Source organism: Paraburkholderia sp. HD33-4 (assembly GCF_021390635.1).
In the GTDB taxonomy this organism is placed as follows: domain Bacteria; phylum Pseudomonadota; class Gammaproteobacteria; order Burkholderiales; family Burkholderiaceae; genus Paraburkholderia.
In genome coordinates this window covers 1,301,784-1,326,802 of the sequence record NZ_JAJEJS010000002.1, presented here as the reverse complement: position 1 = coordinate 1,326,802, position 25,019 = coordinate 1,301,784, and the positions used below count along the sequence as shown (strand labels likewise).

Here is a 25,019-nt window from a genome sequence, read left to right as displayed (position 1 = left end):
GCATACAGCCCGGCGCCGCTGACTGCCCTTGCCCGCGATGAAACGCTTCTTCGACCTCTGGCGCGCGCGGATCCGCAAACTACTGAAGGCGTGTCAGGGGCGGCCGGTTGCATTGATCATACTGTTCGGCCTGAGCCTGCTGAACCTGATCAGCGAATGGCCGAGCGACATCCCGCGTCCGTCTTTTGTCGATAGGGTCGACGAAACGCTGCCGGACACCTTTAAATCGGCGCGGCAACTCCTGTTCGATCAGTTCCAGCGCCACTACCCGCGAATGCCGGCCACGCAACCGGTGATCATCGTCGAGATCGACGAGGAGACGCTTGCGAGCGTCGGCCAGTGGCCGTGGCCGCGGGACCGGCTCGCCGGTTTGATCGACGCGATTGCGGCGCAGCAACCGCTTGCGATCGGACTCGACATCTACATGCCGGAGCCGGACCAAACGTCTCCCGAGCGCGTCGCCGACAATCTGCCGCCCAGCGCCAAGACGCTCGCCGCCGCGCTGCGCGCGCTGCCGATGCACGACGAGATCCTCGCGCAGTCATTGCGCGCGGCGCCGACCGTCCTCGGCGCGGCCGCGCTCGATCACCCCGCGCTCGCCACCCGCACCTCGATGCGCAGCGCGCCGATCGTGCTGCACGGCAGTGATCCGCTCGATCGCGTGCGGCGCTTCGAGTACGTGCTCGCGAGCCTGCCGGTGCTGCAGGCGGCGGCGCATGGCCAGGCGCTGCTGAGCGTCGCGCTCGAACAGGGCGTGGTCCGGCACTTGCCGCTCGTCATGGGACTCGGCGACAAACTCGTGCCGAGTCTGCCGATGGAAATGCTGCGCATCGCAACCGGTTCGCCCGCCCTCGACGTCTATGCCGACCACTCGGGCGTGCAGGCTGTCGGCGTGGCGGATGTACAGGTGCCCACGCAACCCGGCGGCGACATCTGGCTGCATTTCGCGTCAATCCGCTCGACGCTGGCCCGCTACGTGTCAGCGCGCGACGTCCTGCAAGGCAAGCTCGATCCGCAGCGCTTTCGCGACAAACTCGTGCTGGTCGGCCTGACCGGCGCCGGCGTGACGGACATGCGCACGACGCCGCTCGGCGAACTGGTGCCGGGGATCGAGATACAGGCTCAGGTGATCGAGACGATCTTCGACGGACGTTTCCTGCTTCGCCCGACGTGGCTGAAATGGGCGGAGACCGGCTTCATCATGGTGGTCGGGCTGCTGATCGTCTGGTACGTGCCGCGCAAGAACACCCGGCTCGCGATGTTCATGACGGCCGTTCCGAAGGGCATCGCGCTGGTCGGCGTGTCGCTGCATCTGCTGAATGTGCTGTGCTGCTTTTACATCTTCATCCACTTCGGGCTGCTGGTCGACGCCGCGGCGATATTTATCATTCTGTCCGCCGTGATGGGGTGCTTCCTCTCGCCCTCGTTGCTTCATCTGCAGCGCTTGGCGACCGCGGAAGCCGCGCTTGCGCGGGAGGTGCCTCTGGTTCAGGTTCAGGCGCAGATACAGGCGCAGGCTCGAGCCCACGCCAGCGCCCCGAGTGAAAAGAACGAAGGCGGTGCGGGCGAGGCGCCGGGGTCGTGACGCGGGCGCCCTGTGCGAGGCCGATGCCATTGGATAGCGCCGGTTGTATCAGGCCTGCGCGCTGCCGCGCGTGCAGCCACTCTTTCGCCGCCCGTTGCCCATGAAAAAAAAGCCGGCAAGCGTTGCCGGCTAATGGATTGATACGCTCAACGAATCATTATTTGCTCGTTGCTTACCTGGCCCTCATTGGGCACCGCAGGCTACGCCCAGGCTCGCCCGCCCGACCCTCGCATCCGCCGCGCGAAATGCGCGCGCTCCGCGTCGTCCATCAGCATCAGGAACTGATCCGCTTCCATATGAATCAGTTCTTCGTGATCGCCCGCCTCGAAGTAGACGTCGGGCTGGCCTGCCAGGCTGGATTCCAGGTAAGTCTTCATGCCATACGCCATACAGATCGGCGGCAGCGCTCCCACATCGCAGTCCTTGAACAATTCGCGCAGCTCGACTTCCGTGGCGAGAGTGAGCCGGCGCCCTGTCTTGCTCCAGAACTCGGAGAGCTGCACGGCGTACGTCGACGGCAACACGGCGGCCACATAGCCGTGTTCGTCTTCGAGGAGCACGGTCTTGGCAAGGCGGTCACCCGATATGTGCGCCGCAGCAGCCGTTTCGATACTCGAGTGGCTGTATGGGTGACGCACGACCTCGTACCGGGAACCCTTGCTCTGCAGGCGCTCCTGCAAGGTTGGCGAAATCGACATGACACACCTCCTGTCGAATACGTGAAAAGGAATGAACGTTTGAGGTCTATTCAGAATAGTTCACGGACCGGTAATACGCACGTTGGCTGATCGATTCCAAATCCCAAGGTGGCATTACAGCCGTGAGGTTTCGGCCTAGAATCGTCTGAGGAGGTGCCAGTCATGTCAGCTACCAGGCGCATCGATCCGGGCCATCTCGTCTATCAGGCGGCACTGCACAGGACGACCCGCTACCCTGCGGAGCACGTCACGTTGACAGCGGGTGCCAGAAGAAGGCAGCGCCCCTGTGCGGCGCATCGCAAGCTCGGGCGCGGCAAGGTCGGCGTTGGCGGCAGGAGCGGTGACAAGTAGGTATGTGCGCGCCCTATTTGCGCGTCGGGCGTGGGAAGGGTGGCAGCGCGACGCCCTGCGCCCCAGCGTGGCAGTCGCGCTAGCGGCAGATGTCGATGTCGTTCTTGCGGTGACGATCGGAAGAGAGACTCGACAATGAATCAGGCGCTTAATCGCCGCCTCCCGGCTTCTGGAACTGTTATCGAGGAGATCGCCATGTCCCGCGTGTCCGAATGGGTCAAGCTTCTGCTTCGTGAGGAATTCCCATCCGACGTCGAATTTCTCGAAGGAAGTGCGCCCAACCATGTCGTAGTCGAATGGCCGGGAGTCGGACCGGATGACGCGCCGAGGTGCAATGCGCCCTTCGTCATCGTCATCGACACGAAAACAATGGACCGCTACGACAACAGCAACCCGTCAGAGCAGGCGCGAATAGCGTCGCGAATCCGGGAAATCGTGCAGCAGCGCGGCGCTCACTTCGTGGCTTCTGGTCCGGTCGACGTCGTCGAACCATTCGTCGTCGAGATTGACGAGGGTGACCTCTAAGGCATCGCCGGGAACGCAATGATGGGCTGGGCGGCGCTCAGCGCCGCTGGCGAGACGACGCCTCGCGCGCCGCGTACTACGCCTCGTCGTCGGTGCTGCCCGTCAGCACGCGCCGCGCGGCCTCGCCCTGCTCGTGCGATGCTGAGTAAAACAGGCGCGCCCGGCCGATCACGATTTTCAGCGTCGCGATCACGGGCACCGCGAGAAAAATCCCCGCGACGCCGCCAAGCTGGTCGCCCGCAAGCAGCCCGACGATCACCAGAAACGGACTGACCTCGACGCCCTCGCTCATCAGATACGGATTGAGCGCGTAGTCCTGAAACAGCCGGTACAGCGCAATAAAAATCACCAGCCACAACAGGTGCGGATAGCCGCTGAACACCGCGACCACGAGCGTGATCGCGACCGCGGCAAGCGGCCCCGCGAACGGCACGAATTCGAGCAGCCCGGCGCTGACCGCGAGCAGAAACGCGTACGGCACGCCGAACAGCGAGAACCCGACGCCGTAGGAAAACAGCGTGGCGAGCGACAGAAACAGCAGCGCGCGCACGTACTTCGACAGCAGCACGTTCACGTCGTCGACGATCTCGCTCCACAGCACGCGATGCCGCCTGTCCAGCAACGCGAGAAACGCGTCGCGCATGCGTTCGCCGTCCTTGATCAGCAGAAAGCTCAGGATCGGAATCAGCACCAGATAGATCAGGTTGCTCGCCGCATGGACGACACCGAGCCCGAGGCTGCGCGCCAACGGCACGGCCTTGTCGGAGCCGGTCTCGATCTGGCTGCGCACGAAATCGACGATCCGCTCGCGCAATGGTTCGAGAAAATGCGGCAACGGCAAACGGTTCGGCACGTCGGTGCGCAGCAGCGTGGGCAGTTGCGTGAACAGGCGCGTCGCCTGATCCTGCAATTCCACGCCGAACAGCGAGCCGACCACCGCGAGCAGCGCAACCACGACGACGAACACGACAGCAATCGACGCGACGCGCGGCACGCGACGCGGCCTCACGCGTTCGACCAGCGCCACCATCGGGTAGATCAGATAGCTGAAAAACACCGCGAACACGACGACGAGCACCGTCGTCGACGCGATATAGATGACGAAGAACAGCAGCGCGAGCAGAAACGCGGTCCAGACTTTTCTGGCCGCGCCGACGTCGAATCCCAGCATGAAGCGTCCTCAAATGGGCGATGCGTGGCCGGCGCGACGAGTGCGCCGGCTGACTCTGGACCGTAACAGAAATTTACACGATACGTGTGACGAACGCCGCGACGCGGCGAGCACCGACGGCGTGCGAGGCGCTACGCGCGTGGTGCGTCGATGCACGGCTTGCGTGCCTGATTTGATGCGCCCGAAACCGGGCAGTCCGGGTAAATGTAGCTGCGGGTACGTGAAACTGCGGCGCGCTAACCCTTCACGCGTTCTTCTTGTACCTCTTCCGCCTCTTCGCCGATTCTCGCCTGGATCCTGCCGGCTATTTTTTCGGCCGCCCCTTCGGCCTGCTTCGCGCGATTGCGGGTGACCTTACCGATCGCTTCCTTGACGGAGCCCTTGAGCTCCTTTGCTGTACCTTCTACACGATTCCTGTTCATGATGCCTTCCTGCAAATTGTGACTGTGGAGTTGCCTGCTGGCGTGGCAACGAAACAGCCAACGTAAGGCGCGACGCGCCGCGTGATGGTGCGGACCGCTTCGCCAGAGGCGATCCGCGTGGGAGCAACCTGAAAAGTCCTAGCATTCGACGTTCCCGATACCCCGTGCGCCGCGCGTCGTCGCCTCTGCGTGACGAGGTCTTTCGCGGCGTCGCTGGCGGCATCCTTGCCGTGATGCCGGACCATGATGATCATCTTTCACGCCGTGAAAGATATGCTTGAAAAGTTCGTTGTTTTTTGCGCCGTTCAAGAGGTTTCGCAGCGCGGCTTCGTCGCCCGCCGGCTTGAACGACAGCACTCTCTTGCGGTAACGCTCCCTGCGTTCATCGAGCATGTAACTCGCCCGCCGCGGCAGTTCCGGCTTCCCACCTCGAGATCGATGCCTTCGAAGGACAGCAGCCCCGCATCGTGCTTGATGAACACGCACTGCTTTTGCAGATTGCCGGCCTCGGGCAGCCTGCCGCCCATGACCGCAGAATTTCGGTCTTCGGAATGTCCTCTGGAACGGCATAGTAAATCGGATAACCCGCCCTCAGGTAAAGCCGCAGTTGCAACACTTCGTAACAGCGCCCCAATGCATGGATCGACGCTACGAGCAGAGACCGTTCATCCGACTCGTCGCCTTCGGTGGGTCCAGTCGCCGTCTGGCTGCGGATCGAAGGATGCTCCCGGCAGGAACGGGTGGACGATCAGATGCGTCGACGCCCTGCGTTTGACGCGCTCGCTCGTATCGGCTTCAGCGGGTAGCGTGGGATGCCATTTGCGCGACGAGCGCACGATGTCGCCGATCGCCTTCGCCACGCAGATGCCGTTCGGCAGTCCGCCGCGCTCCTCGTCGGCCCAGGTCTGCACGAGATCCCACGGCTCGCTGATCGGCACGCCGGGAAAGTAAAGGCCGAGCGATACCGCCGTGCCAGGACTCGCGCGCCCACCATTGCTTGTCGATATCGAAGAAACGTTGCGTGAACGCACCGCGAGTCGGACGAGCGCCCGTGATGAGGGCTGTGAGCAGGTTTTGCCGGTCGGGACGGGCCTGAACTATCTATCTAAGATCTAAGATTGCGCCCGGAAAGATGTCAATTGGCGCACATAGTCTGTGTGCGCCAGACCACAATTGACACCCGGCGTGCTGACCGGGGGACGCTGGGATCACGATGCCAGGCAGACCTAAGGGCGGCCGCATTCCAGTCGGGCGCGCGGGGGCGTACCACGCCCCACGCGCCACGCCACGTGAGTCAGTCGCCGTGCTCCGCGCCCAGCGCCGCCAGCGGATGCGTGTCGCCGTGCCACGGCGAACTCAGGAAATGCCGCACGCGCTCGGGCCGCACCTCGGCGAGCGTCGCCGCCGACCAGCGCGGCTGACGGTCCTTATCGATCAGTTGCGCGCGCACGCCCTCGCGGAAATCGCCTTCCTCGATCGCGCGCTTCACGATGCCGAGCTCCATGCGGAAGCATTCGGCAAGCGTCATCTGACGGCCGCGCAGCAGCGCCTCGCGGGTCACCTGCAGCATCGTCGGCGAATGGGCGGTCAGTGCGTCGTAGGTCGCTTGCAACCACTGCCGCAGCTCGCGCGGCGGTTCGCGTTCGAGATCCTGGCGCAGCGTCGCGACGATGCGCTCGACGCCCGAGCGCCGGTCGAAGTGGCGCAGTATCAGTTGCGTCAGCGCGCCGAGCGGCGCGTGCGGCACGATATTGCACGGCGGCTCGAATACTGCGCGCAGCGCGGCGATGGGCTCCCCGTCATGCGACATGCGCTGCAACCGTTCCTCGAAGCTCGCCAGCCAGTCGGCCGGCACGCACAGGTCGGCCAGTTGCAGGCGCATCGCATCGGCGCCCGATAGCGTCGCGCCGGTCAGCCCGACATACAGCGCGAGCTCGGCCGGCATCACGCTCAGAAAGCGGCTCGCGCCGACGTCCGGCACGAAGCCGATGCGCGTCTCCGGCATTGCGATCCGGCTGCGTTCGGTCACGATGCGCAGCCGCGCCGCCTGGCCGAGGCCCATGCCGCCACCCATCGCAATGCCGTCGAGCAGCGCGACCACCGGCTTCGGAAACGTGTGCAACGCGTAGTCGAGCCGGTATTCGTCGACGAAAAACGCGAGCCAGCGCGGATCGCCCTGCGTCGCGAGCCGATGCACCTCGCGCACGTCGCCGCCCGCGCAAAAGCCCTTGTCGCCGGCGCCCTTCAGCACCAGCGCGACGATCCCGGGATCCGTGCGGCAATGCTCGACCAGCACCGCGAGTTCGCGCACCATCGCATGTGATAGCGCGTTCAGCGCGGCCGGCCGGTTCAGCGTGATGATCGCCACGCGGTTGACGACGCGAAACAGCACATCGGGTTCGGCTCGCGTGTTCGTCGCATGACGCGCTTCGGCCTCGACGCTCTGCAGGGCGCTCATCGCTGCGTCTCCCGTGGTGCAGCGCTCGCCTGCCAGCGCGGCGCGCGTTTTTCAAGGAACGCGTTGACGCCCTCGCGCTGATCGGCGCCATCGAACAGGTCGACGAAGCGCTCACGTTCGAGCGCGAGCGCGGCGGCGCGCGGCACGCCATGCCGCGCCTGATGGATCAGCTCCTTGCTGAAGCTCACCGCCTGCGGGCTCAGACCGGTCACGCGCTGCGCCATCTTCAGCGCGGCTTCACGCGCGGCGCCCCGCTCCACCACTTCTTCGACGAGACCGATGCGCAGCGCGGTCGCCGCATCGACGCGCTCGCCGGTCAGAATCATCCGCTTGGCCCAGCCTTCACCGACGAGCCACGGTAGCGTCTGCGTGCCGCAGCCGCACGGCAGCAGGCCCACGGCGGTCTCGGGCAGCGCCAGCACCGCATGCTGCTCGGCGATGCGGATATCGCAGGCGAGCGCGCATTCGAGACCACCGCCCATCGCAAAGCCGTTGAGCGCCGCAATCACGACGGGCCGCGCATTCTGCAGCATTTCGAACGCGGCGCCGAAGCGCGCCGCCGCGGTGCGCGCGACTTCGCGATTGCCGTCGGCGAACGTGTTCAGATCGGCGCCCGCGCTGAAGAACTTCGGGCCGTCGCCGGTGATCACCAGCGCGCGCACGCGCGCATCGGCATTCAACTGCTCGACGGTGCGTTGCAGTTGCAGCAGACCGTCGGGCGTGAACGCGTTCGCGGGCGGCCGTTTCAGCGTGATCACGGCAACGGCGCCGTCGTGCGCGTAATCGAGTTCGATCATTGCGTGCCTCCCTGGCCGTCATCGCCGCGATCGCGCGAGCGATACAGCTTGATCACCGCCGAAAAGTCCAGACGTCCCGCGCCGTTCGCGCTCATCGTTTGATAAAGCTGCTGCGCGAGCGCGCCGAGATAAACCGGTTGGCGCACGCCGCGCGCGGCATCGGTGGCGAGGCCGAGGTCTTTCAGCATCAGGTCGGTGCCGAAGCCGCCGGTATAGCCGCGCGACGACGGCGCGGTCTCGATCACGCCCGGCATCGGGTTATACGTGTCCGAACTCCAGCAGCGCCCGGTCGACGTATTGATGATGCCGCCGAGCACCTTCGTGTCGATACCAAGCGCCTCGCCGAGCGACATCGCCTCGGCGACGCCGGCCATCGAGATGCCGAGCACGAGGTTGTTGCAGATCTTCGCGACCTGGCCCGTGCCGGTGTCGCCGCAATGCACGATGTTCTTTCCCATCGCCAACAGCACCGGCTTCGCCTGCTCGTACGCGCTCGCGCTGCCGCCGACCATGAAGGTCAGCGTACCGGCCGCCGCGCCGCCCGTGCCGCCTGAGACCGGCGCGTCGACGAAGCCGTTGCCGTGCGCCGCGGCGAGTTCTGCAAACGCCTTCACGCTGGCCGGATCGATCGTGCTCGAATCGATGATCGGCACGCCCGGCGCGATGCCGGCGAGGATGCCGTCGTCGGCGGTGAGCACGCTGCGCACGTGCGCCGCGGCGGGCAGCATCGTGATCACGCATTCGACGTCGCTCGCGGCGGCCTTCGGCGAGCCGGCCGCCTGCGCGCCCGCGTCGACGAGCGTGCGCACGGCCTGCGCGCTGAGGTCGAATACGCTGAGCGCATGGCCCGCCTTCAGCAGGTTCAGCGCCATCGGCGCGCCCATGTGGCCGAGTCCGATAAAGCCAATTTTCATGATGTCGTCTCCGTGTGTGCGTTCAGCGCAATTCAACGCAGGCGGATCGTCGTGTTGACGCCGTCGTTGACGGTATCGTCGTCGAACCAGCGCGCGGTGACCGTCTTCGTCTGCGTGTAGAACTGCACGACCTGCTTGCCGTACGGACCGAGATCGCCGAGCTTCGAGCCGCGTGAGCCGGTGAAGCTGAAAAACGGCACCGGCACCGGGATCGGAATGTTGATGCCGACCTGGCCGATATCGATCTCGCTCTGGAACTTGCGCGCCGCCGCGCCGCTTTGCGTGAAGAGACCAACCCCGTTGCCGAACGGGTTGGCGTTGACGAGCGCGATCGCATCTTCGAGCGTCGCGACGTTCACCACCGCGAGCACCGGCCCGAAGATTTCGGTGCGGTAGATCTCCATGTCGGTCGTGACGTCGTTGAATACCGTCGGGCCGATGAAGTTGCCCTGCTCGTAGCCGCGCACTTTCACGTCGCGGCCGTCAAGCGCGAGCGTCGCGCCTTCCTTCACGCCGGCGTCGATCAGACCGAGCACGCGCTGTTTCGCCGCGCGCGACACGACCGGCCCGACATCGGTGCCCGGCTCGTGCCCCGCGTTGACCGTCAAGGTCTTCGCTTTCGCGACGAGTTCGGGCAGCCACTCGCGCGCGGCGCCGACCAGCACCGCCACCGAAGTCGCCATACAGCGCTGCCCGGCCGCGCCGAACGCGGCGCCGGCGAGCGCGTTGAGCGTCTGCTCGCGATTCGCGTCGGGCAGCACGACCGCGTGGTTCTTCGCGCCCATCATCGATTGCACGCGCTTGCCGTATTCGCTGCCGAGGCGATACACGTGCGTGCCGACCGCCGTCGAGCCGACGAACGAAATCGCTTTCACCAGTTCATGCGTGCACAGCGCATCGACCACTTCCTTGCCGCCATGCACGACGTTCAGCACGCCCTTCGGTACACCGGCTTCGAGCGCGAGTTCGACGAGTTGCATCGTCGACAGCGGGTCCTGCTCGGACGGCTTCAGCACGAACGTGTTGCCGCACACGAGCGCCATCGGGAACATCCACAGCGGAATCATCGCGGGGAAATTGAACGGCGTGATGCCGACGCATACGCCGAGCGGCTGACGCAGCGTGTAGGTGTCCACCCCGCCGGCGACGTTCTCGGCGAATTCGCCCTGCTGCAACGTGCCAATCGAACACGCGTGCTCGACCACTTCCAGACCGCGGAAGATGTCGCCCTCGGCATCGGGAATCGTCTTGCCTTGTTCGGCCGACAGCGTCTTCGCGATACGCGCCATATGCTCGCGAATCAGCGCCTGGTACTTCAGCATGATGCGCATGCGCGCGCCGATCGGCGTGTCCTTCCACGTCTTGAACGCGGCTTGCGCGCTGCGCACGGCGGCGTCGACTTCCGCGACGGTCGCGAACGGCACACGCGCGAGGACCGCCTGGGTGGCCGGGTTCACGATGTCGCGCCACTCGGCCGTGTTCGATTCGACGAACTCGCCGTTGATCAGCAGTTTGACGGTATGAACGGCGCTGGCAACGTCGCGGCTGGTCTCGTTCGAAGCAAGGGTGCTCATGCTGAAACTCCTGTGCGATGGCCGCGCGGCGGCCGGACAACGATGGGGAAGAAAAAACGGTGCCCCGCCGGGTCGAATCCGAAGCTCGAATCCGAAGCTCGAATTCGACGCGTGCGATTCAGACCGGGGCGCCAAAACCGGTAATAGCGGGGAATAGAGACACTCAACGCAACTCGGGAAAATCCTCTTCCCAGTACTCGTCGGGTAAACGCGCGGGCTCGGCCGCGCGCTCCATTTCGCGGCGCCGCAGCTCGACGCGGCGGATCTTGCCGGAGATCGTCTTCGGCAGTTCACTGAATTGCAGACGGCGAATCCGCTTATATGGCGCGAGTTTTTCGCGCGAGAACGCGAACACCGCGCGCGCGAGTTCGGGACCGGCTTCGTAGCCGTGGCGCACGGTGACGAACGCCTTCGGCACCGACAGACGCAACGCGTCCGCACTCGGCACGACGGCCGCCTCGCCGATCGCCTCGTGTTCGATCAGCACGCTTTCGAGTTCGAACGGACTCAGGCGATAGTCGGACGACTTGAACACGTCGTCCGAGCGGCCGACGTACACGTAGTAGCCGTCGTCGCGACGCAGCGCGACGTCCGATGTGCGATAGAAGCCGTTGCGCATCGCCTGCGCGGTCGCGTTCGCGTTGTTCGCGTAGCCGGTCATCAGGCCGAGCGGCCGTTCGGCGAGCGGCAGCGCGATTTCGCCTTCGGTTACCGGGTGATCGTCGGCGTCGAGCAGTTCGATCCGGTAGCCCGGCATCGGTCGTCCCATCGAGCCGGGCACGACCGGCTGGCCCGGTGAATTGCCGATCTGCAAGGTCGTTTCGGTCTGGCCGTAGCCATCGCGAATCGTGATGCCCCACGCGTGCCTGACACGCTCGATGACCTCCGGATTCAGCGGTTCGCCCGCGCCGACGATCTCGCGCAGCTTCACCGGATAGTCACCGAGCGGCTCCTGCACGAGCATGCGCCACACGGTCGGCGGCGCGCACAGCGTGGTGACGTTGAAGCGCACGAGCGCGGCGAGCGTGTCTTGCGGCACGAAGCGCGCGAAGTTGAACACGAACACGCAGGCCTGCGCGTTCCACGGTGCAAAGAAGCAGCTCCACGCGTGCTTGGCCCAGCCCGGCGAGCTGATGTTCCAATGGATGTCGCCGGGTTGCAGGCCGATCCAGTACATCGTCGACAGATGCCCGACCGGATAGCTCTGATGCGTATGCTCGACGAGCTTCGGCTTCGACGTGGTGCCGGACGTGAAGTACAGCAGCATCGGATCGCTGGCGCGCGTGACGCCATCGGGCGTGAAAACCGGCGAGGCCTCGTAAGCGGCGGCGATATCGATCCAGCCGTCGCGCGGCGCGCCGACCGAGAAGCGGGTGAGCGGCACCTCTAGCGCATCGAATTTGCCGAGCTCCGCGCTATCGACCACGGCGTACTTCGCGCCGCCGATCTGCACACGGTCGCGCACGTCGTCGGCCGATAGCTGCGTGGTGGCGGGCAGCACGATCGCGCCGAGCTTCATCGCACCGAGCATCACGTCCCATAGCTCGACCCGGTTGGGCAGCATCAGCAGCACGCGGTCGCCGCGGCCGACGCCCGCGCCGCGCAGAAAGTTCGCCATCCGCGACGAGCGCTCCGACATCTGCGCGTACGACAGACGCAGGCCCTCGCTAGAAGGATCGTCGACGATCCAAAGCGCGGGGTTGTGGTTGTCGCGCGCGATCGCGTCGAAGTAGTCGAGCGCCCAGTTGAACTCGCCGAGCGCGGGCCACGCGAATTCGCGGTAGGCGCGCTCATAGTCGGTGCGATGGCGCACTAGCAGATCGCGCGCTTCGAGAAAGGCTTTCGCTGCTGTCATCGTCGTCTCCTGGTGGCGCTCGCGGCGCTCGGTTTTTTTGCCTCTGGTTTTTGCCGCCGTTCCGCTCAACGAAGCTTTCACGGCCAGGCTATTGTGCGCTCAAACTCGCGACACAAACGCCCTCAAACATGGCGCGCGATCACCATTCGCTGCACTTCGCTCGTCCCTTCGTAGATCTGCGTGATCCGCGCGTCGCGATAGTGGCGCTCGACCGCATAGTCCTCCAGATACCCGTAGCCGCCATGAATCTGGATCGCGTTCGAGCAGATCTCCTCGGCCAGTTCCGACGCGAACAGCTTCGCCTGCGACGCCTCCGACAGACACGGCCGCCCCGCCGAGCGCAGCCGCGCCGCGTGATGCACGAGCAGGCGCGCGGCGTTCAGGCGCGTCGCCATGTCGGCGAGCATGTTGGCGATCGTCTGGTGGTCCTTCAGCGGCTTGCCGAACTGCTCGCGCTCGCTCGCGTAGCGGCGCGCGGCATCGAACGCGGCGCGCGCGATGCCGACCGCCTGCGCGGCGATGCCGATGCGCCCGCCTTCGAGATTCGACAGCGCGATGCGCAGACCCTCGCCCGGCTCGCCGAGCAGATTGGCCTCGGGCACGGCGCACTGATCGAGCGAGATCGGGCAGGTGTCGGACGCGCGAATGCCGAGCTTGTGCTCTGGCCGGCCGACGTCGAAGCCCGGCGTCGAGGTCGGCACGATGAACGCGGACAGGCCGCGCTTGCCGCGTTCGGGATCGGTGACGGCGAACACGATCGCGAGACCGGCGCGCGCGCCGTTGGTCACGAACTGCTTGCTGCCGTTCAGAATCCATTGGCCATCGCGCAGCTCCGCGCGGGTGCGCAGATTGTTCGCCTCGGAGCCCGCCTGCGGCTCGGTCAGGCAGAACGCGCCGATCGTGCGGCCGATGGCGAGCTCGCGCAGATAGCGGTCTTTCTGCGCCTCGCTGCCGAAGTTCAGGATCGGCGCGCAGCCGACCGAGTTGTGCACGCTCATCAGCGTCGCGCAGGCGGCGCAGCCGGCCGCGATCTCTTCGAGCGCGAGCGCGTAGGCGACGTAATCGGTATAGGAGCCGCCCCACTCGGCCGGCACCATCATGCCCAGAAAGCCGAGTTCCCCCATCTGCGCGACGACCGCGGCCGGCAGTTGCGCGTCGCGATCCCATTGCGCCGCGTGCGGCGCGAGGCAGTCGGTCGCAAAGTCGCGCGCGGCGTCGCGGATCATCCGTTGTTCGTCGGTGTAGAAGCTGTCCATGACTGCGTCCTCGTTGGTGCTGACGGCCGTGCTGGCGATCTCGGTGATGTGGCAAGTGTAGGCAAGCGACCTGCGTCGCTCGATGCTCGCTCCGCTCAGATTTGCTGAGCGCTTTTGCCATAGTGCTACGATGCGCGTGCACGGGGCCTCGCCATTTCAGGGGCTTCATGAACCCGGCGCCGGCTCATGCTGAGCGCTTTTGCCAGAAAAACCGCATCTCGATGAAAAGCGACAAAGGCACGATCTCCGTCAGTCTCGTCGAGGAAACGCTCGCGCTCGCGAAGGCGCGCGGCCTCGATGCGCGAGCGTTCGCCGAGGCGGCCGGCATCGCCGCGCCGATGCTCGCGTCGCCGAAAAGCCGGGTGTCGTCGGCGCAATACGGCGCGCTGTGGGCCGACATCGCACGCGCGCTCGACGACGAGTTCTTCGGCCAGGACTCGCATCCGATGAAAAGCGGCAGCTTCATCGCGATGACGCAGACGGCGCTCGGCGCGCGCAACGGCGCGCAGGCGCTCGCCCGCGCGGTCGGCTTCATGCGGCTCGTGCTCGACGATCTCGGCGCGACGATCGACACCGACGCCGAGCGCGTGCGCCTGAAGTTCGTCGAACGCGCCGGCACGCGCAAACCGGCGATGTTCGCCTACGCGACGTATTTCATCCTCGTGTACGGGCTCGTGTGCTGGCTCGTCGGCCGGCGCATTCCATTGCTCGAAGCGCGCTTTCGCTGCGCCGCGCCGCCGGCCGCGCACGAATACCGGCTGATGTTCTGCGAAGACATGTATTTCGACGAACCCGAGTCGTACGTCGATCTCGACCCTGCGTTTCTGGAACTGCCGGTGATCCAGACTTCGCGCTCGGCGCGCCCGTTTCTGCGTGATGCGCCGGGCAGCTTCATCGTCAAGTACCGCAATCCGGGTTCGCTCGCCGCGCGCGTGCGCAAGACGCTGCGCGCGCTGCCGATGGCGGGCTGGCCCGCCGCCGATCAGATGGCCGCGCGCCTGCACGTCGCCGAGGCGACGATGCGGCGGCATCTGAAGCAGGAGGGCCACACGTATCAGTCGATCAAGGACGCGCTGCGGCGCGACATCGCGATCGCCGAACTGCAGCGCACGCAGCGCACCATCGCCGATATCGCGAACGCCGTCGGCTTCGCGGAGCCGAGCGCGTTTCATCGCGCGTTCCGCAAATGGACCGGCATGCGGCCGACCGACTATCGGCCAGCCCGGGCCGCCGGGCCCGATCTCACGCGTCGCGCCGAATCGGACTAAGCTTTAAGCGGCAACAGGCCAGCCTTGATCGAGGTATCGGCCCGCGCCGCCGGTTCGCGCCGGCGGGCGCGGCGGCCGTCAGCGATGAACACGACTCCGCGTCTCCCGCTCCGGCAGTCCAGTCCGCGCAAGCCGCCTATCCGCGGCGGCATCGTGGGCCGTTTGATGCGCGGCATCGCCGTGCTCGGCGTGCTATGCGCGTTTGGCTTCGCGACGCGCGAAGCGCTGGCGCCGCTGCAAGCGGCCAATGCGGCGAGCGCGGCCAACGTTGCCGCCGTGACCGCCAACAGCGTCGAGGTGATTCCGGTGAACGGCGCGATCGGGCCGGCCAGCGCCGATTTCATCGTGCGCGGCTTGCAGCGCGCGGCCAGCCAGGGCGCGCAGCTCGCGGTGCTGCAACTCGATACGCCCGGCGGCCTCGATACGTCGATGCGGCAGATCATCAAGGCGATCCTCGCCTCGCCGGTGCCGGTCGCGACCTTCATCGCGCCGAGCGGCGCACGCGCCGCCAGCGCCGGCACCTACATCGTCTACGCGAGCCATATCGCGGCGATGGCGCCGGGCACCAACCTCGGCGCCGCGACGCCGATCCAGATGGGCATCGGCGGCAACGAGCCGCCCGCGGGCGGCGGCCCGCCGGGAATGCCCGGAACACCGGGAACACCGGGAACACCTGGGACACCCGGCACCCCAGGCACGCCGGGACTGCCGGACATGCGCACGCTGCCTGGCGGCGCGTCCGGATCCACGCCCGCGTCTGCGTCATCCAGCGCGTCATCCGAAGCCGCCGGTACGCTGCCGCTCGACACCCAATCGACCGAACTGCGCAAGCAGGTCCACGATGCCGCCGCCTACATTCGCGGCCTCGCGCAGATGCGCGGGCGCAACGCCGACTGGGCCGAGCGCGCGGTCCGCGAGGCGGTGAGTCTGTCCGATGAGGAAGCGCTCGCGCAGCACGTCGTCGATATCGTCGCGCGCGACGTGCCCGACCTGCTGCGCCAGCTGAACGGCCGTACGATCGTCACCAGCGCCGGCAGCGTCACGCTGCATACCGCGCATGCGCCGCTGATCACGCTCGAACCCGACTGGCGCAGCCGTTTCCTCGCCGTGATCACCGATCCGAGCGTCGCGCTGATTCTGCTGATGCTAGGCATGTACGGCCTGTTCTTCGAATTCGCCAATCCGGGCTTCGTGCTGCCCGGCGTAGTCGGCGCGATCAGCCTGTTGCTCGGGCTGTTCGCGATGCAGATGCTGCCCGTCAGCTACGTCGGCCTCGGGCTGATCTTTCTCGGCATCGCCTTTCTGATCGGCGAAGCGTTCCTGCCGACCTTCGGCTCGCTCGGTTTCGGCGGCGTGGTCGCGTTCGTGGTCGGCGCATTGATGCTGATGGATACCGATGTGCCCGGCTACGGCATCCCGCTGCCGCTGATCGCCGCGGTCGTCGTGTTCAGCGTCGCGTTCGTGCTGGGCGTGTCGCGGCTCGCGTTGCGCGCGCGGCGCCGGCCGGTCGTGACGGGCTCGGAGGCGCTGATCGGCTGCGTCGGCGTGGTGCTGGACGCCGGCTTGCTGCCCGAACCCGAGCACGCCTCGGGCGGCCCGCTGGCCGGCTGGGCGCGCGTGCACGGCGAGCGCTGGCGCGTGTCGAGCACGACACCAGCCGCGCCGGGCCAAAGCGTGCGCGTCACCGCGCGCAACGGCCTCACGCTGACCGTGGTGCCCGTTGCGTCAGTCGACGCCTTACAAGGAGAACGCTCATGATCGGCTTCACATTCGGCTTCGGCAGCATCCTGATCTTGCTGGTGGCCGCGCTGATCGCGTCGTCGGTGCGGATTTTTCGCGAGTACGAGCGCGGCGTCGTGTTCATGCTCGGCCGCTTCTGGAAGGTCAAGGGGCCCGGGCTCGTGCTGATCATTCCGATCGTGCAGCAGGCGGTGCGCATGGATCTGCGCACCGTCGTGTTCGACGTGCCGACCCAGGACGTGATCACCCGCGACAACGTGTCGGTGAAGGTCAACGCGGTCGTGTATTTCCGCGTCGTCGATCCGGAGAAGGCGGTGATCCAGGTCGCGCGCTACTTCGAGGCGACCAGCCAGCTGGCGCAGACGACGCTGCGCGCGGTGCTCGGCAAGCACGACCTCGACCAGCTGCTGTCGGAGCGCGAGCAGCTGAACACCGACATCCAGAAGGTGCTCGACGCGCAAACCGACGCATGGGGCATCAAGGTTTCGATCGTCGAGATCAAGCACGTCGATATCAACGAAACGATGATCCGCGCGATCGCGCGTCAGGCTGAAGCCGAGCGCGAACGACGCGCCAAGGTGATTCACGCGGAAGGCGAGTTGCAGGCGTCCAAGCAGTTGCTCGAAGCGGCCCAAACGCTCGCGCGGCAGCCGCAGGCGATGCAGCTGCGCTATCTGCAGACGCTGACGACGATCGCCGCCGACAAGAACTCGACGATCGTATTTCCGTTGCCGATCGACCTGGTGAGCGCGGTGATGGAAAGGTTCAACAAGCCTTCGGCGTGATAGGACGATATTTTGTCAGGACACCCGTTCAGCACGGATTAGCGTCGAAGTTTCAGCCTACCCGCCCGCTTCCACGTTGGCAGAGCTTACGTGGCGAACGAGGCTTGCGGCGGGTTCGTTCTGCCGGCAGAAATGGTGCCCCGCTTTCAACCGCCTTACCCGGCGCGCACCGAAAAACCATCAAGCCCGGCTGTTTTTCTGCTCCGCAGGAGCCCGCCATGAAACTGTTCTCCCGCATTGGACTCGGCGCGCTGTTGGCCGCCGTAGGTATCAGCACCGTCTACGCGCAAGCGGTGATGCAGCCCACCGATCCGTCGGCACCGAAAACGCGCGCCCAGGTCCGCGCCGACCTGTTGGACTGGCTCGCCGCCGGCTACGATCCGTTCGACTGGATCAACTATCCGGAGAACGCGCAGCGCGCGGGCCGCATCGTCGCGGAACATCGCGCGCAGCAGCAAGGCATCGTGCCGACGACAGTGCAGTAAAGCGGTCGCGGCCTGGGTAGCCGCTGCTTGCGCAGTCGCAGCCTGAATGCCGCCCGGCGCGGGCGGCATGGGCACGGCTTGCGTCGCGGCAAGGTATCATCCCGTCCCTCCAACCCCACGTAGCAAACCCGCCGCACTCAGCCGGAACCCGCACCATGCCAATCTGGGTCGATGCCGACGCCTGCCCGGCCGTCGTCAAGGACATGCTTTATCGCGCGGCGCGCCGGACCGGCATGCCGCTGACGCTGGTCGCCAATGCGTTCCTGCGCGTGCCGCCGTCGCCGCTGATTCGCGCGATCCAGGTGCCGGCCGGCTTCGACGCCGCCGATCAGCTGATCGTCGAGCGCGTCGTTGCGGGCGATCTCGTGATCACCGCCGACATCCCGCTCGCCGCCGCCGTGCTGGCGAAAAATGCCCACGCGCTCGATCCGCGCGGCAACTGGTACACGCCCGGCACGATCGAGGAACGCCTGCGCATGCGCTCGATGCTCGACCAATTGCGCGCAAGCGGCGTCGACACGGGCGGCCCGGCGGCCTACAGCGCGCGCGACGGCAAGACGTTCGCGGGCGAACTCGATCGCTGGCTCGCCCGTCACGCGCCGCGCGGTGATGCGCCGGCGCCACACTCCGGCGGTAAACCGCCCGCCTGACGGGCCTGACGGGCCTGAGTTGCCTGCCGTCGGCGCCGCAAGTGCCGGGGCGTCCCCATTCGTGTTTACAATCCGCCCTAACGCCCCTGTGCGGCCCGCTTTGGCGGGCCGCACAGGGGCCGCCTTAATTACAAAATCACGTTCTGAACGACGAGAGAGAAAAAATCCGCCACATGGACTCGATCAAACGCTATTTCGGCTTCGACGCCGTCGACACCAACCTGCGCACCGAAGTGCTAGCCGGCGTCACCACCTTCCTGACGATGGCCTACATCATCTTCGTGAACCCGGCGATCCTCGGCGACGCCGGCATGCCGAAGAGCGCGGTGTTCGTCGCGACCTGCATCGTGGCCGCGCTCGCGTCGCTGATCATGGGTCTGTACGCGAACTACCCGATCGCGCTCGCGCCCGGCATGGGCCTGAACGCGTACTTCGCGTACACGGTCGTCAAGGGCATGGGCTACACGTGGCAGGCCGCGCTCGGCGCGGTGTTCATCTCCGGCTGCCTGTTCCTGATCGTCACGCTGTTCCGGGTGCGCGAGGTGATCGTCAAGGGCATCCCGCACTCGATCCGGATCGCGATCTCCGCCGGTATCGGCCTCTTTCTCGCGATCATTTCGCTGAAGTCGTCCGGCATCGTGGTCGGCAATCCGGCCACGCTCGTCACGCTCGGCAATCTGCATGACCCGCACGTCGTGCTCGCCGCAGTCGGCTTTTTCGGCATCGTCACGCTCGATCATCTGCGCGTGCGCGGCTCGATCCTGATCGGTATCGTCGGCGTGACGATCCTGAGCTTCTTCTTCGGCGGCAACCAGTTTCACGGCGTTCTGTCGATGCCGCCGTCGATCGCGCCGACGCTGTTCCAGCTCGATATCCGCGCCGCGCTGTCGAGCGGCGTGCTGAACGTGGTGCTGGTGTTCTTCCTCGTCGAACTGTTCGACGCGACCGGCACGCTGATGGGCGTCGCGAACCGGGCGGGACTGCTCGTCGAGGGCAAGATGCATCGACTGAACCGCGCGCTGCTCGCGGACAGCACCGCGATTCTTGCCGGCTCGATGCTCGGCACGTCGTCGACCACGGCGTATATCGAAAGCGCGTCGGGTGTGCAGGCCGGCGGCCGTACCGGCATGACCGCGATCACGGTTGCCGTGCTGTTCGTCGCTGCGCTGTTTTTCGCGCCGCTCGCCGAAGTGGTGCCGCCGTATGCGACCGCGCCCGCGCTGCTGTACGTGTCGTGCCTGATGCTGCGCGAACTGGTAGACCTGCCGTGGGACGACGCGACCGAAGTCGTGCCGGCCGCGCTGACCGCGCTGCTGATGCCGTTCACCTACTCGATTGCGAACGGTGTCGCGTTCGGCTTCATCTCGTACGCGGGGCTCAAGCTGCTGACGGGCCAGGCGCGCCAGGTGAAGCTGGTCGTGTGGATCATCGCGGCGATTTTCCTGTTCCGCTATTTCTATCTCGGCAGCGAGTGAGGACGCAGCTTGTGAAGTGCTGAAACGCGGCGTTGGAATGGGTGAATGTGTCGTAGGGTTCGGGGACCATTTATCATCTGATGTTTCGAATGATGATCGACCGGGTCTCGATAGACCGGGTCGCGATCGACCGGGTCGCGTACGACCGGGTCGCCCCAGGAGCCGCGATGTCCTCATATAACCGCACGACGGACCGTTACACGAAGCCCGCGATCTTTTTTCACTGGGTGATTTTTCTGCTGGTCGCGCTGGCCTATCTGGCCATCGAAATCCGCGGCCCACGCGGCTCCGACAGCCGCACGTTCTGGACCGGCGTGCATTTCTGGGCGGGCACGCTGGTGCTCGGGCTGGCCGTGTTGCGGCTGCTATGGAGGCTGTGGGCCGGCGCGCCGGAGGAACTCGAAAGCAACCGGCTGCTCGCTTTTCTGGCGCGCGCCGCGCACCTCGTGCTTTATGTGTTCATCTTTGCGCAGCCGCTGCTCGGCATACTGATGGTCAACGCGGGCGGACGGCCGGTGTCGCTCGCCTGGACGGACATCAGCTTCACGCTGGTGCATGCGGATTCGATCGCGCGGCCGCTTTTGAAGGACGCGCACGAGTGGCTCGGCAACGTGTTCTATTGGGTGATCGGACTGCACGCGCTCGCGGCGATCGCGCACCATGTGGTGTTCAAGGATCGGGCGCTGCGGCGGATCATTTGATTGCGATGGAGTTGGCTGCTTGCCGCCGCTGCGTTTGGCGCGGTCGCGGCTTGCGCGCGAGCGATAGCGGCTCGGGTGAATCCGAACTTCGCGCTTCGGCAGCAAATAGTGCTTGCCGAAGCTTCAGTGCCGGGAGCCAGCTGATAAGTCGCGGTCAGTCAGTTACGCCAGTTCGCCTCATAAAAACGCACGTAACCGCTTCTGAGCACGAGACATTGCGCGCGCGTTTCCGACAACAGCCGGCGCGTGGCGGCCTCGATGCGCGGCCGGTGCGCATCGAATGCGACGATCATGTCCTCGAGCCGGGGCGACGCAGCACCGAAGTGATCTTCCAGTGCTTCCGCGGTGATCATGCACTCCACCCTCTGCCCATCGATCATTGCCGGAAACGCCAGCGTAAGTTCGCGCCCTGAATATTCAGGGGCTTCGTTCGGAAATTGGATCTGCATGGGAGTCACCTGGAAGAGTGCGCGCACGATGCACTCGGGTAATGCGCGCGCGGATTGCTTGCTATCGCGTCTGCCGCTCGTTCCTCCTTGTCCCATGCAGTCGACGCGGGCCGTCACCTCGACCGGGCATCGTCAGTTCGCGCCACGCGGAGGTGAATTGATTCACTTTAGACGAGTTCGGGCAAGGCGCAAGATTTCGATGACATTTTCTTGAATGCGCGACTTGCGAACGCATGTTGCAGCGCGATATAAAGCCGCGTTCGATCCCGTGTAAAGTGTCGCGCACCCAGCCACTGATCAGCACGATGTCCACCCCCACCCGCCCCCCTGTGGTTCGCGTCGAACCGCTCGGCCAGAGCTTCGAAGCGCCCGATTCGCTGACGATTCTCGAAGCCGCCGCTTTCGCGAATCTGCGTTTGCCACGTTCGTGCCGCAACGGCACGTGCCGAACCTGCCTGTGCCGGATGACTTCCGGGCGTGTGCGCTACGCGATTGAGTGGCCCGGGGTGAGCCGCGAGGAAAAGGCGGACGGTTATATCCTGCCGTGCGTGGCGATCGCGGAAACCGACGTGGTGATCGAAGTGCCGGATGCGGTCGTAATAGCGGCGGGCTAAGTGGTGGCGCGAGCGTGAGGGCGAGGCGCCACGCTCGCCGACGACTTCAGGCGCAGCGTCTTACCGCCCGTTGCCGTTGCCCATTGCGCGGGCGATTTTCTTGTCCGTGTTGTACTGGCTCAGCGCGTACACCGACCAGATGGCCGCCGGCACCCAGCCGATCAGCGTGATCTGCAGAATCAGGCAGATGACGCCCGCAAACGGACGGCCGATCGTGAAAAACTGCAACCACGGTAGAAGGATGGCAAGCAAAAGACGCATTCGGTTTTCCTGTTCCTGTCGTTAAGGCAGCACGCGTTAGTCCGCGGGGGACGCATCTGCCTCGTTGTTGAACTCATCGAGCGGCGCAAAGCGCGGCACCTTGACGCCGTCGCGCTCGACCAGCTCGAAAAACACGCTCGCTGGACGGGTCCAGATCGTACCGTTGGCCGCCTTGTAGACGATCATCGTGACCGTCGGATCCGATTCGAGCGTGGCCTCGCAGACCAGTTCGTAAATGCCGCCTTTGTAGTGTCGGTAGCGCATCGCATATGTCCTAGTTTTGGGCGTCATCGAAGCATTTTCAAGTACGGCGTGCCTGAGCTCAGCCGGCCTCTTTCATCTGCTTCAGGATCTTGTAGACGGTCGCACGGCCCATGGTCAGCACCGCCGCCACGTAATTCGCCGAGCTGCGGCCGCGAAACGCGCCCTGCGCGTGCAGCGCTTCGACGATTTCACGCTTGTGCTCGCGCGTCAGCGCATTGATGCCGATCTGCCGGTCGCGCAGCCACGTGTGCAGGTACGTGTTGATGCGGTCCTGCCAGTCGTCGCGGAACAGATCGTCGGCGGGCGCGCCCGTCATCGAGCCGCCCTTGATGAACAGGTCGAGCGTCGAGCGCACATCCTCGAACACCGCGATGTTGAAATTCACACACAGGATGCCGGCGGGCTTGCCATCGTCGTCGAGCAGGATGTTGCTCACGCAGCGCATCCGGCGCCCGTCCCAGTTCAGTTTCTCGTAGGGACCGATGGTCTGGCCGCGCGCCGCGAAGTGCGCGTCGTCGAGCACCGACGGCGCGCCCACTTCGAGCCGCGACAGATTGTTCACCAGATACGCGATGGTCTGATCGCGCAGATCATGAATCACCACTTCGGCGCAAGGATAAAGCAGCGCCGCGATGCCGTCGGCGATCGGCGCGTAGCGCTTCAGCAGCAGGTCTTTGACAGGAGACACGTTCGGGTTGCGCATGGAAAAAACGCGGGGTTCGAAGGAGGCGGCGCGCGATACCGGATGACGACGATGCCGGCAGCCAGCAGCGGAAGTCGACGCGCACGCTTCGGTCCGCAATTTCAGGAAGCCGCCATTGTAGCGGCCTCGCGCTGGTGCCGCGAATCAATGCCGACGGCAATTTTGTCGATCTCGCGAGCTCATTTTTTTCATGCGATAAACACTGATCCACCGACATCCAATCGAACGGAGCCAACCGATGGCCACACTCGAGGCGCTTCGCGCCGTGCTCGACGACGAACGCACGCCGGAGATCATTCGCAACCACATCATCGATTCGCTGCAGTACGCGCTGCGCAACTACGGTCAGATCTTCACGGCGAAGGAAATCGAATGGCTCGCCGGATGGAACGATGCGCGCCTGCCGCTGGCGGCCGCGCGCGAATTGCAGAAGCGCGTCGCCGAGACGTCGCGCTGACGCGCGCGTTCGAATCCCGGGCCTCGCTCGCGCAACTCGCGCGAGCGTCACCCGTCACGCCTCCGACACGACTTCGCCAACCGCCCGGGAAACCCCGCCAGGCGGGCGTTCCGGCCGTGAGCTGAAGATTGCACTATCCAATCAGCCCTATTTCAGGCATCATATTGCAATAGTTGCACCTCGCACCCATATAGCACTGGCAGCACCAGGCAGTCTCAACCCGGCATCTCCGCACCACCCCCGACTGTTCGCGACCGCCGCTTATCGGCGATCCCGTCACTCCGGCAATGCGCCGCCTGCATTCGCCGCCGCGAGAAGTACACCGAGCGGTTCAGCATCATGCGCCCGGCGCACGAATTGGCGCGCCGCTTCAGCGTTTTTTGGTCGAATCCGCGTTTTCGCGCGACCGCTCGAGCCATTGTCATTGAGCCCGCCGGGTCTAGCAGGCCTGTGCCAACCATTTTTATCGCGGCGCGCCCATCGGTGCTGCGCCGCCGGTCCGCGTCGCGACGCGTCAAAGGGGCGCTGCCGGAAGCGGCGCCCTGCACGCGGCCCGCGGACCACGCAATACAGGACATTTTTTTCATGAATCCAGCAGTCAAGACCTACAAGGGTTACGAAATTCACCCGCTCGTTTATCCGCGCCGCCCCGCGGGCGCGCAAGCGACCCGCGATCCTCGCGCCGGTTACGACGCGTCGGTGCGCATCTGTCGCGTCGGCGCCAATGCGGCAGCCGACGGCCGGGTGTTCCGCCTGCAGTATCTGTTTCCGTTCGACGGCATGGGCAAAGCGCGCATCGCGTGCATGGCGCATGCGGAACGGCTGATCGACGGCCAGGTGAGCGGTCAGTCGGTCACCGATCTTTGAGCGGCGTCATCGGCGCGTCACTCGCGTCGCGCAGCGTGCTTTCGGGCGCCGCTGCTTTTCCAACGAATCCTCAGCCGCGGCGCCCGCAATGCGCGCGGCCGATTTCCCCTTTATCCCATCGACCAGGAGTTATGCATGGCGAAAGAAGAACTGCTTGAACTTGACGGTATCGTCGACGAAGTGCTTCCGGATAGCCGCTACCGCGTGACGCTCGACAACGGCGTCGTGGTCGGCGCTTATGCGTCCGGACGCATGCGCAAGAACCATATCCGTATTCTCGCGGGCGATCGCGTGACGCTCGAAATGTCGGTCTACGACCTGACCAAGGGGCGGATCAATTTCCGCCACAAGGACGAACGCCCGAGCGGCGGCGGTGGGCCGCGGCCGGCATCGCAAGGCGCGCGGCGCCGCTAGGCGGTGATGGCGGCACCGCCCTGCGTACCTGCGATGCTGTGCAGGTGACGCGGGCAGCCCGCCCGAACGTCGTGTGAAAGCGCGAGGCCCTACAGACTCGCGCCATACCTTCCGACTTCGCTTTTCTGCATCAACCCGATGCGTCGGCATCGCCGCCTAGGCGCACGAAATCGGCGTCTCCCCCGACATCCGGGATGCTTTCCAGCGCTTGCGCGATTGCGGTAAGCCGCGACATGCCTTGACTGGAATCTCGCGGCGCGCCGCTTCGGCAACCACGCAC

The 25,019-nt window shown here is 65.5% G+C and carries 29 protein-coding genes; 14 read left to right on the top strand and 15 right to left on the bottom strand.

What is annotated here, in order from left to right:
* Positions 1–37 precede the first annotated feature (37 nt).
* Positions 38–1,585 (top strand): CHASE2 domain-containing protein, encoded by a 1,548-nt coding sequence (locus tag L0U84_RS25930; RefSeq protein WP_233856805.1) that lies wholly within the window; start codon positions 38–40, stop codon positions 1,583–1,585.
* Positions 1,586–1,785: 200 nt separating this feature from the next.
* On the opposite strand, the gene L0U84_RS25925 is transcribed toward L0U84_RS25930, so the two are convergent.
* A complete protein-coding gene (locus tag L0U84_RS25925) occupies positions 1,786–2,283 on the bottom strand; it encodes an aminoacyl-tRNA deacylase (protein WP_233853927.1) in 498 nt (165 codons plus the stop codon).
* A gap of 162 nt (positions 2,284–2,445) precedes the next feature.
* On the opposite strand from L0U84_RS25925, the gene L0U84_RS25920 reads away from it, so the two are divergent.
* Positions 2,446–2,634 (top strand): hypothetical protein, encoded by a 189-nt coding sequence (locus L0U84_RS25920; RefSeq protein WP_233853926.1) that lies wholly within the window; start codon positions 2,446–2,448, stop codon positions 2,632–2,634.
* Between the two features lie 195 nt (positions 2,635–2,829).
* Entirely contained in the window at positions 2,830–3,159 is a 330-nt protein-coding gene (locus L0U84_RS25915) for a hypothetical protein (RefSeq protein ID WP_233853925.1), read from the top strand.
* A gap of 76 nt (positions 3,160–3,235) precedes the next feature.
* Here L0U84_RS25915 and L0U84_RS25910 read toward each other — a convergent pair whose 3' ends face one another.
* From L0U84_RS25910 to L0U84_RS25865, 10 genes are all read right to left on the bottom strand, one after another.
* Positions 3,236–4,330 carry an AI-2E family transporter gene (locus L0U84_RS25910; protein WP_233853923.1) on the bottom strand — a complete coding sequence of 365 codons (1,095 nt, stop codon included), beginning with the start codon at positions 4,328–4,330 and terminating at the stop codon, positions 3,236–3,238.
* Between the two features lie 236 nt (positions 4,331–4,566).
* Positions 4,567–4,752 carry a CsbD family protein gene (locus L0U84_RS25905; RefSeq protein WP_233853921.1) on the bottom strand — a complete coding sequence of 62 codons (186 nt, stop codon included), beginning with the start codon at positions 4,750–4,752 and terminating at the stop codon, positions 4,567–4,569.
* Between the two features lie 138 nt (positions 4,753–4,890).
* Positions 4,891–5,145, bottom strand: coding sequence for a hypothetical protein (locus L0U84_RS25900; RefSeq protein WP_233853919.1), 255 nt, complete (start codon positions 5,143–5,145; stop codon positions 4,891–4,893).
* Positions 5,146–5,417: 272 nt separating this feature from the next.
* Positions 5,418–5,783: a hypothetical protein gene (locus L0U84_RS25895; RefSeq protein ID WP_233853917.1), complete on the bottom strand. Its 366-nt coding sequence runs from the start codon at positions 5,781–5,783 to the stop codon at positions 5,418–5,420.
* Between the two features lie 263 nt (positions 5,784–6,046).
* The gene (locus L0U84_RS25890) at positions 6,047–7,210 is read right to left on the bottom strand and encodes an enoyl-CoA hydratase/isomerase family protein (RefSeq protein ID WP_233853915.1); all 1,164 of its coding nucleotides are present in this window, start codon (positions 7,208–7,210) and stop codon (positions 6,047–6,049) included.
* Positions 7,207–8,007 carry an enoyl-CoA hydratase gene (locus L0U84_RS25885; RefSeq protein ID WP_233853913.1) on the bottom strand — a complete coding sequence of 267 codons (801 nt, stop codon included), beginning with the start codon at positions 8,005–8,007 and terminating at the stop codon, positions 7,207–7,209. Before L0U84_RS25885 ends, L0U84_RS25890 begins: the two co-directional genes overlap by 4 nt.
* Complete coding sequence (gene mmsB, locus L0U84_RS25880) at positions 8,004–8,921, bottom strand: 3-hydroxyisobutyrate dehydrogenase (protein WP_233853911.1); 918 nt, start codon at positions 8,919–8,921, stop codon at positions 8,004–8,006. Before mmsB ends, L0U84_RS25885 begins: the two co-directional genes overlap by 4 nt.
* 32 nt (positions 8,922–8,953) lie before the next feature.
* Positions 8,954–10,495: a CoA-acylating methylmalonate-semialdehyde dehydrogenase gene (locus L0U84_RS25875; protein ID WP_233853908.1), complete on the bottom strand. Its 1,542-nt coding sequence runs from the start codon at positions 10,493–10,495 to the stop codon at positions 8,954–8,956.
* 163 nt (positions 10,496–10,658) lie between these two features.
* A complete protein-coding gene (locus L0U84_RS25870; protein WP_233853906.1) occupies positions 10,659–12,350 on the bottom strand; it encodes an AMP-binding protein in 1,692 nt (563 codons plus the stop codon).
* Positions 12,351–12,472: 122 nt separating this feature from the next.
* A complete protein-coding gene (locus L0U84_RS25865; RefSeq protein WP_233853901.1) occupies positions 12,473–13,606 on the bottom strand; it encodes an acyl-CoA dehydrogenase family protein in 1,134 nt (377 codons plus the stop codon).
* Between the two features lie 221 nt (positions 13,607–13,827).
* Between L0U84_RS25865 and L0U84_RS25860 the strand changes: the two genes are divergently transcribed.
* The 7 genes from L0U84_RS25860 (at position 13,828) to L0U84_RS25830 (ending at position 20,710) form a co-directional block, all read left to right on the top strand.
* Entirely contained in the window at positions 13,828–14,874 is a 1,047-nt protein-coding gene (locus tag L0U84_RS25860) for an AraC family transcriptional regulator (RefSeq protein WP_233853898.1), read from the top strand.
* Between the two features lie 84 nt (positions 14,875–14,958).
* Complete coding sequence (locus L0U84_RS25855) at positions 14,959–16,632, top strand: NfeD family protein (RefSeq protein ID WP_233853897.1); 1,674 nt, start codon at positions 14,959–14,961, stop codon at positions 16,630–16,632.
* Positions 16,629–17,399, top strand: a complete 771-nt coding sequence (locus tag L0U84_RS25850; protein WP_129962313.1) for a slipin family protein — start codon at positions 16,629–16,631, stop codon at positions 17,397–17,399. Before L0U84_RS25855 ends, L0U84_RS25850 begins: the two co-directional genes overlap by 4 nt.
* Before the next feature lie 218 nt (positions 17,400–17,617).
* Positions 17,618–17,884 carry a DUF4148 domain-containing protein gene (locus L0U84_RS25845; protein ID WP_233853896.1) on the top strand — a complete coding sequence of 89 codons (267 nt, stop codon included), beginning with the start codon at positions 17,618–17,620 and terminating at the stop codon, positions 17,882–17,884.
* Between the two features lie 155 nt (positions 17,885–18,039).
* Positions 18,040–18,534 carry a YaiI/YqxD family protein gene (locus tag L0U84_RS25840; protein ID WP_233853895.1) on the top strand — a complete coding sequence of 165 codons (495 nt, stop codon included), beginning with the start codon at positions 18,040–18,042 and terminating at the stop codon, positions 18,532–18,534.
* Positions 18,535–18,707: 173 nt separating this feature from the next.
* Positions 18,708–20,009 (top strand): NCS2 family permease, encoded by a 1,302-nt coding sequence (locus tag L0U84_RS25835; RefSeq protein WP_233853894.1) that lies wholly within the window; start codon positions 18,708–18,710, stop codon positions 20,007–20,009.
* Between the two features lie 167 nt (positions 20,010–20,176).
* Positions 20,177–20,710, top strand: a complete 534-nt coding sequence (locus L0U84_RS25830) for a cytochrome b (protein WP_233853893.1) — start codon at positions 20,177–20,179, stop codon at positions 20,708–20,710.
* Positions 20,711–20,868: 158 nt separating this feature from the next.
* Here L0U84_RS25830 and L0U84_RS25825 read toward each other — a convergent pair whose 3' ends face one another.
* Positions 20,869–21,159, bottom strand: a complete 291-nt coding sequence (locus tag L0U84_RS25825) for a DUF1488 domain-containing protein (protein WP_129962318.1) — start codon at positions 21,157–21,159, stop codon at positions 20,869–20,871.
* 305 nt (positions 21,160–21,464) lie between these two features.
* Between L0U84_RS25825 and L0U84_RS25820 the strand changes: the two genes are divergently transcribed.
* The gene (locus L0U84_RS25820) at positions 21,465–21,773 is read left to right on the top strand and encodes a 2Fe-2S iron-sulfur cluster-binding protein (RefSeq protein WP_233853892.1); all 309 of its coding nucleotides are present in this window, start codon (positions 21,465–21,467) and stop codon (positions 21,771–21,773) included.
* 60 nt (positions 21,774–21,833) lie between these two features.
* Here L0U84_RS25820 and L0U84_RS25815 read toward each other — a convergent pair whose 3' ends face one another.
* From L0U84_RS25815 to L0U84_RS25805, 3 genes are read right to left on the bottom strand one after another with little or no spacing between them, the layout of a single operon-like run.
* The gene (locus tag L0U84_RS25815; protein WP_233853890.1) at positions 21,834–22,034 is read right to left on the bottom strand and encodes a YqaE/Pmp3 family membrane protein; all 201 of its coding nucleotides are present in this window, start codon (positions 22,032–22,034) and stop codon (positions 21,834–21,836) included.
* 36 nt (positions 22,035–22,070) lie between these two features.
* The gene (locus L0U84_RS25810) at positions 22,071–22,298 is read right to left on the bottom strand and encodes a DUF1653 domain-containing protein (protein ID WP_233853884.1); all 228 of its coding nucleotides are present in this window, start codon (positions 22,296–22,298) and stop codon (positions 22,071–22,073) included.
* A gap of 58 nt (positions 22,299–22,356) precedes the next feature.
* Complete coding sequence (locus L0U84_RS25805) at positions 22,357–23,001, bottom strand: helix-turn-helix transcriptional regulator (RefSeq protein WP_233853883.1); 645 nt, start codon at positions 22,999–23,001, stop codon at positions 22,357–22,359.
* 238 nt (positions 23,002–23,239) lie between these two features.
* Between L0U84_RS25805 and L0U84_RS25800 the strand changes: the two genes are divergently transcribed.
* From L0U84_RS25800 to infA, 3 genes are all read left to right on the top strand, one after another.
* On the top strand, positions 23,240–23,458 hold the full coding sequence (locus tag L0U84_RS25800; protein WP_233853882.1) for a hypothetical protein: 219 nt from the start codon (positions 23,240–23,242) through the stop codon (positions 23,456–23,458).
* A gap of 585 nt (positions 23,459–24,043) precedes the next feature.
* Positions 24,044–24,325: a hypothetical protein gene (locus tag L0U84_RS25795; protein WP_233853881.1), complete on the top strand. Its 282-nt coding sequence runs from the start codon at positions 24,044–24,046 to the stop codon at positions 24,323–24,325.
* Positions 24,326–24,460: 135 nt separating this feature from the next.
* Complete coding sequence (gene infA, locus L0U84_RS25790) at positions 24,461–24,739, top strand: translation initiation factor IF-1 (protein ID WP_233853880.1); 279 nt, start codon at positions 24,461–24,463, stop codon at positions 24,737–24,739.
* The last annotated feature ends 280 nt before the right edge of the window (positions 24,740–25,019 follow it).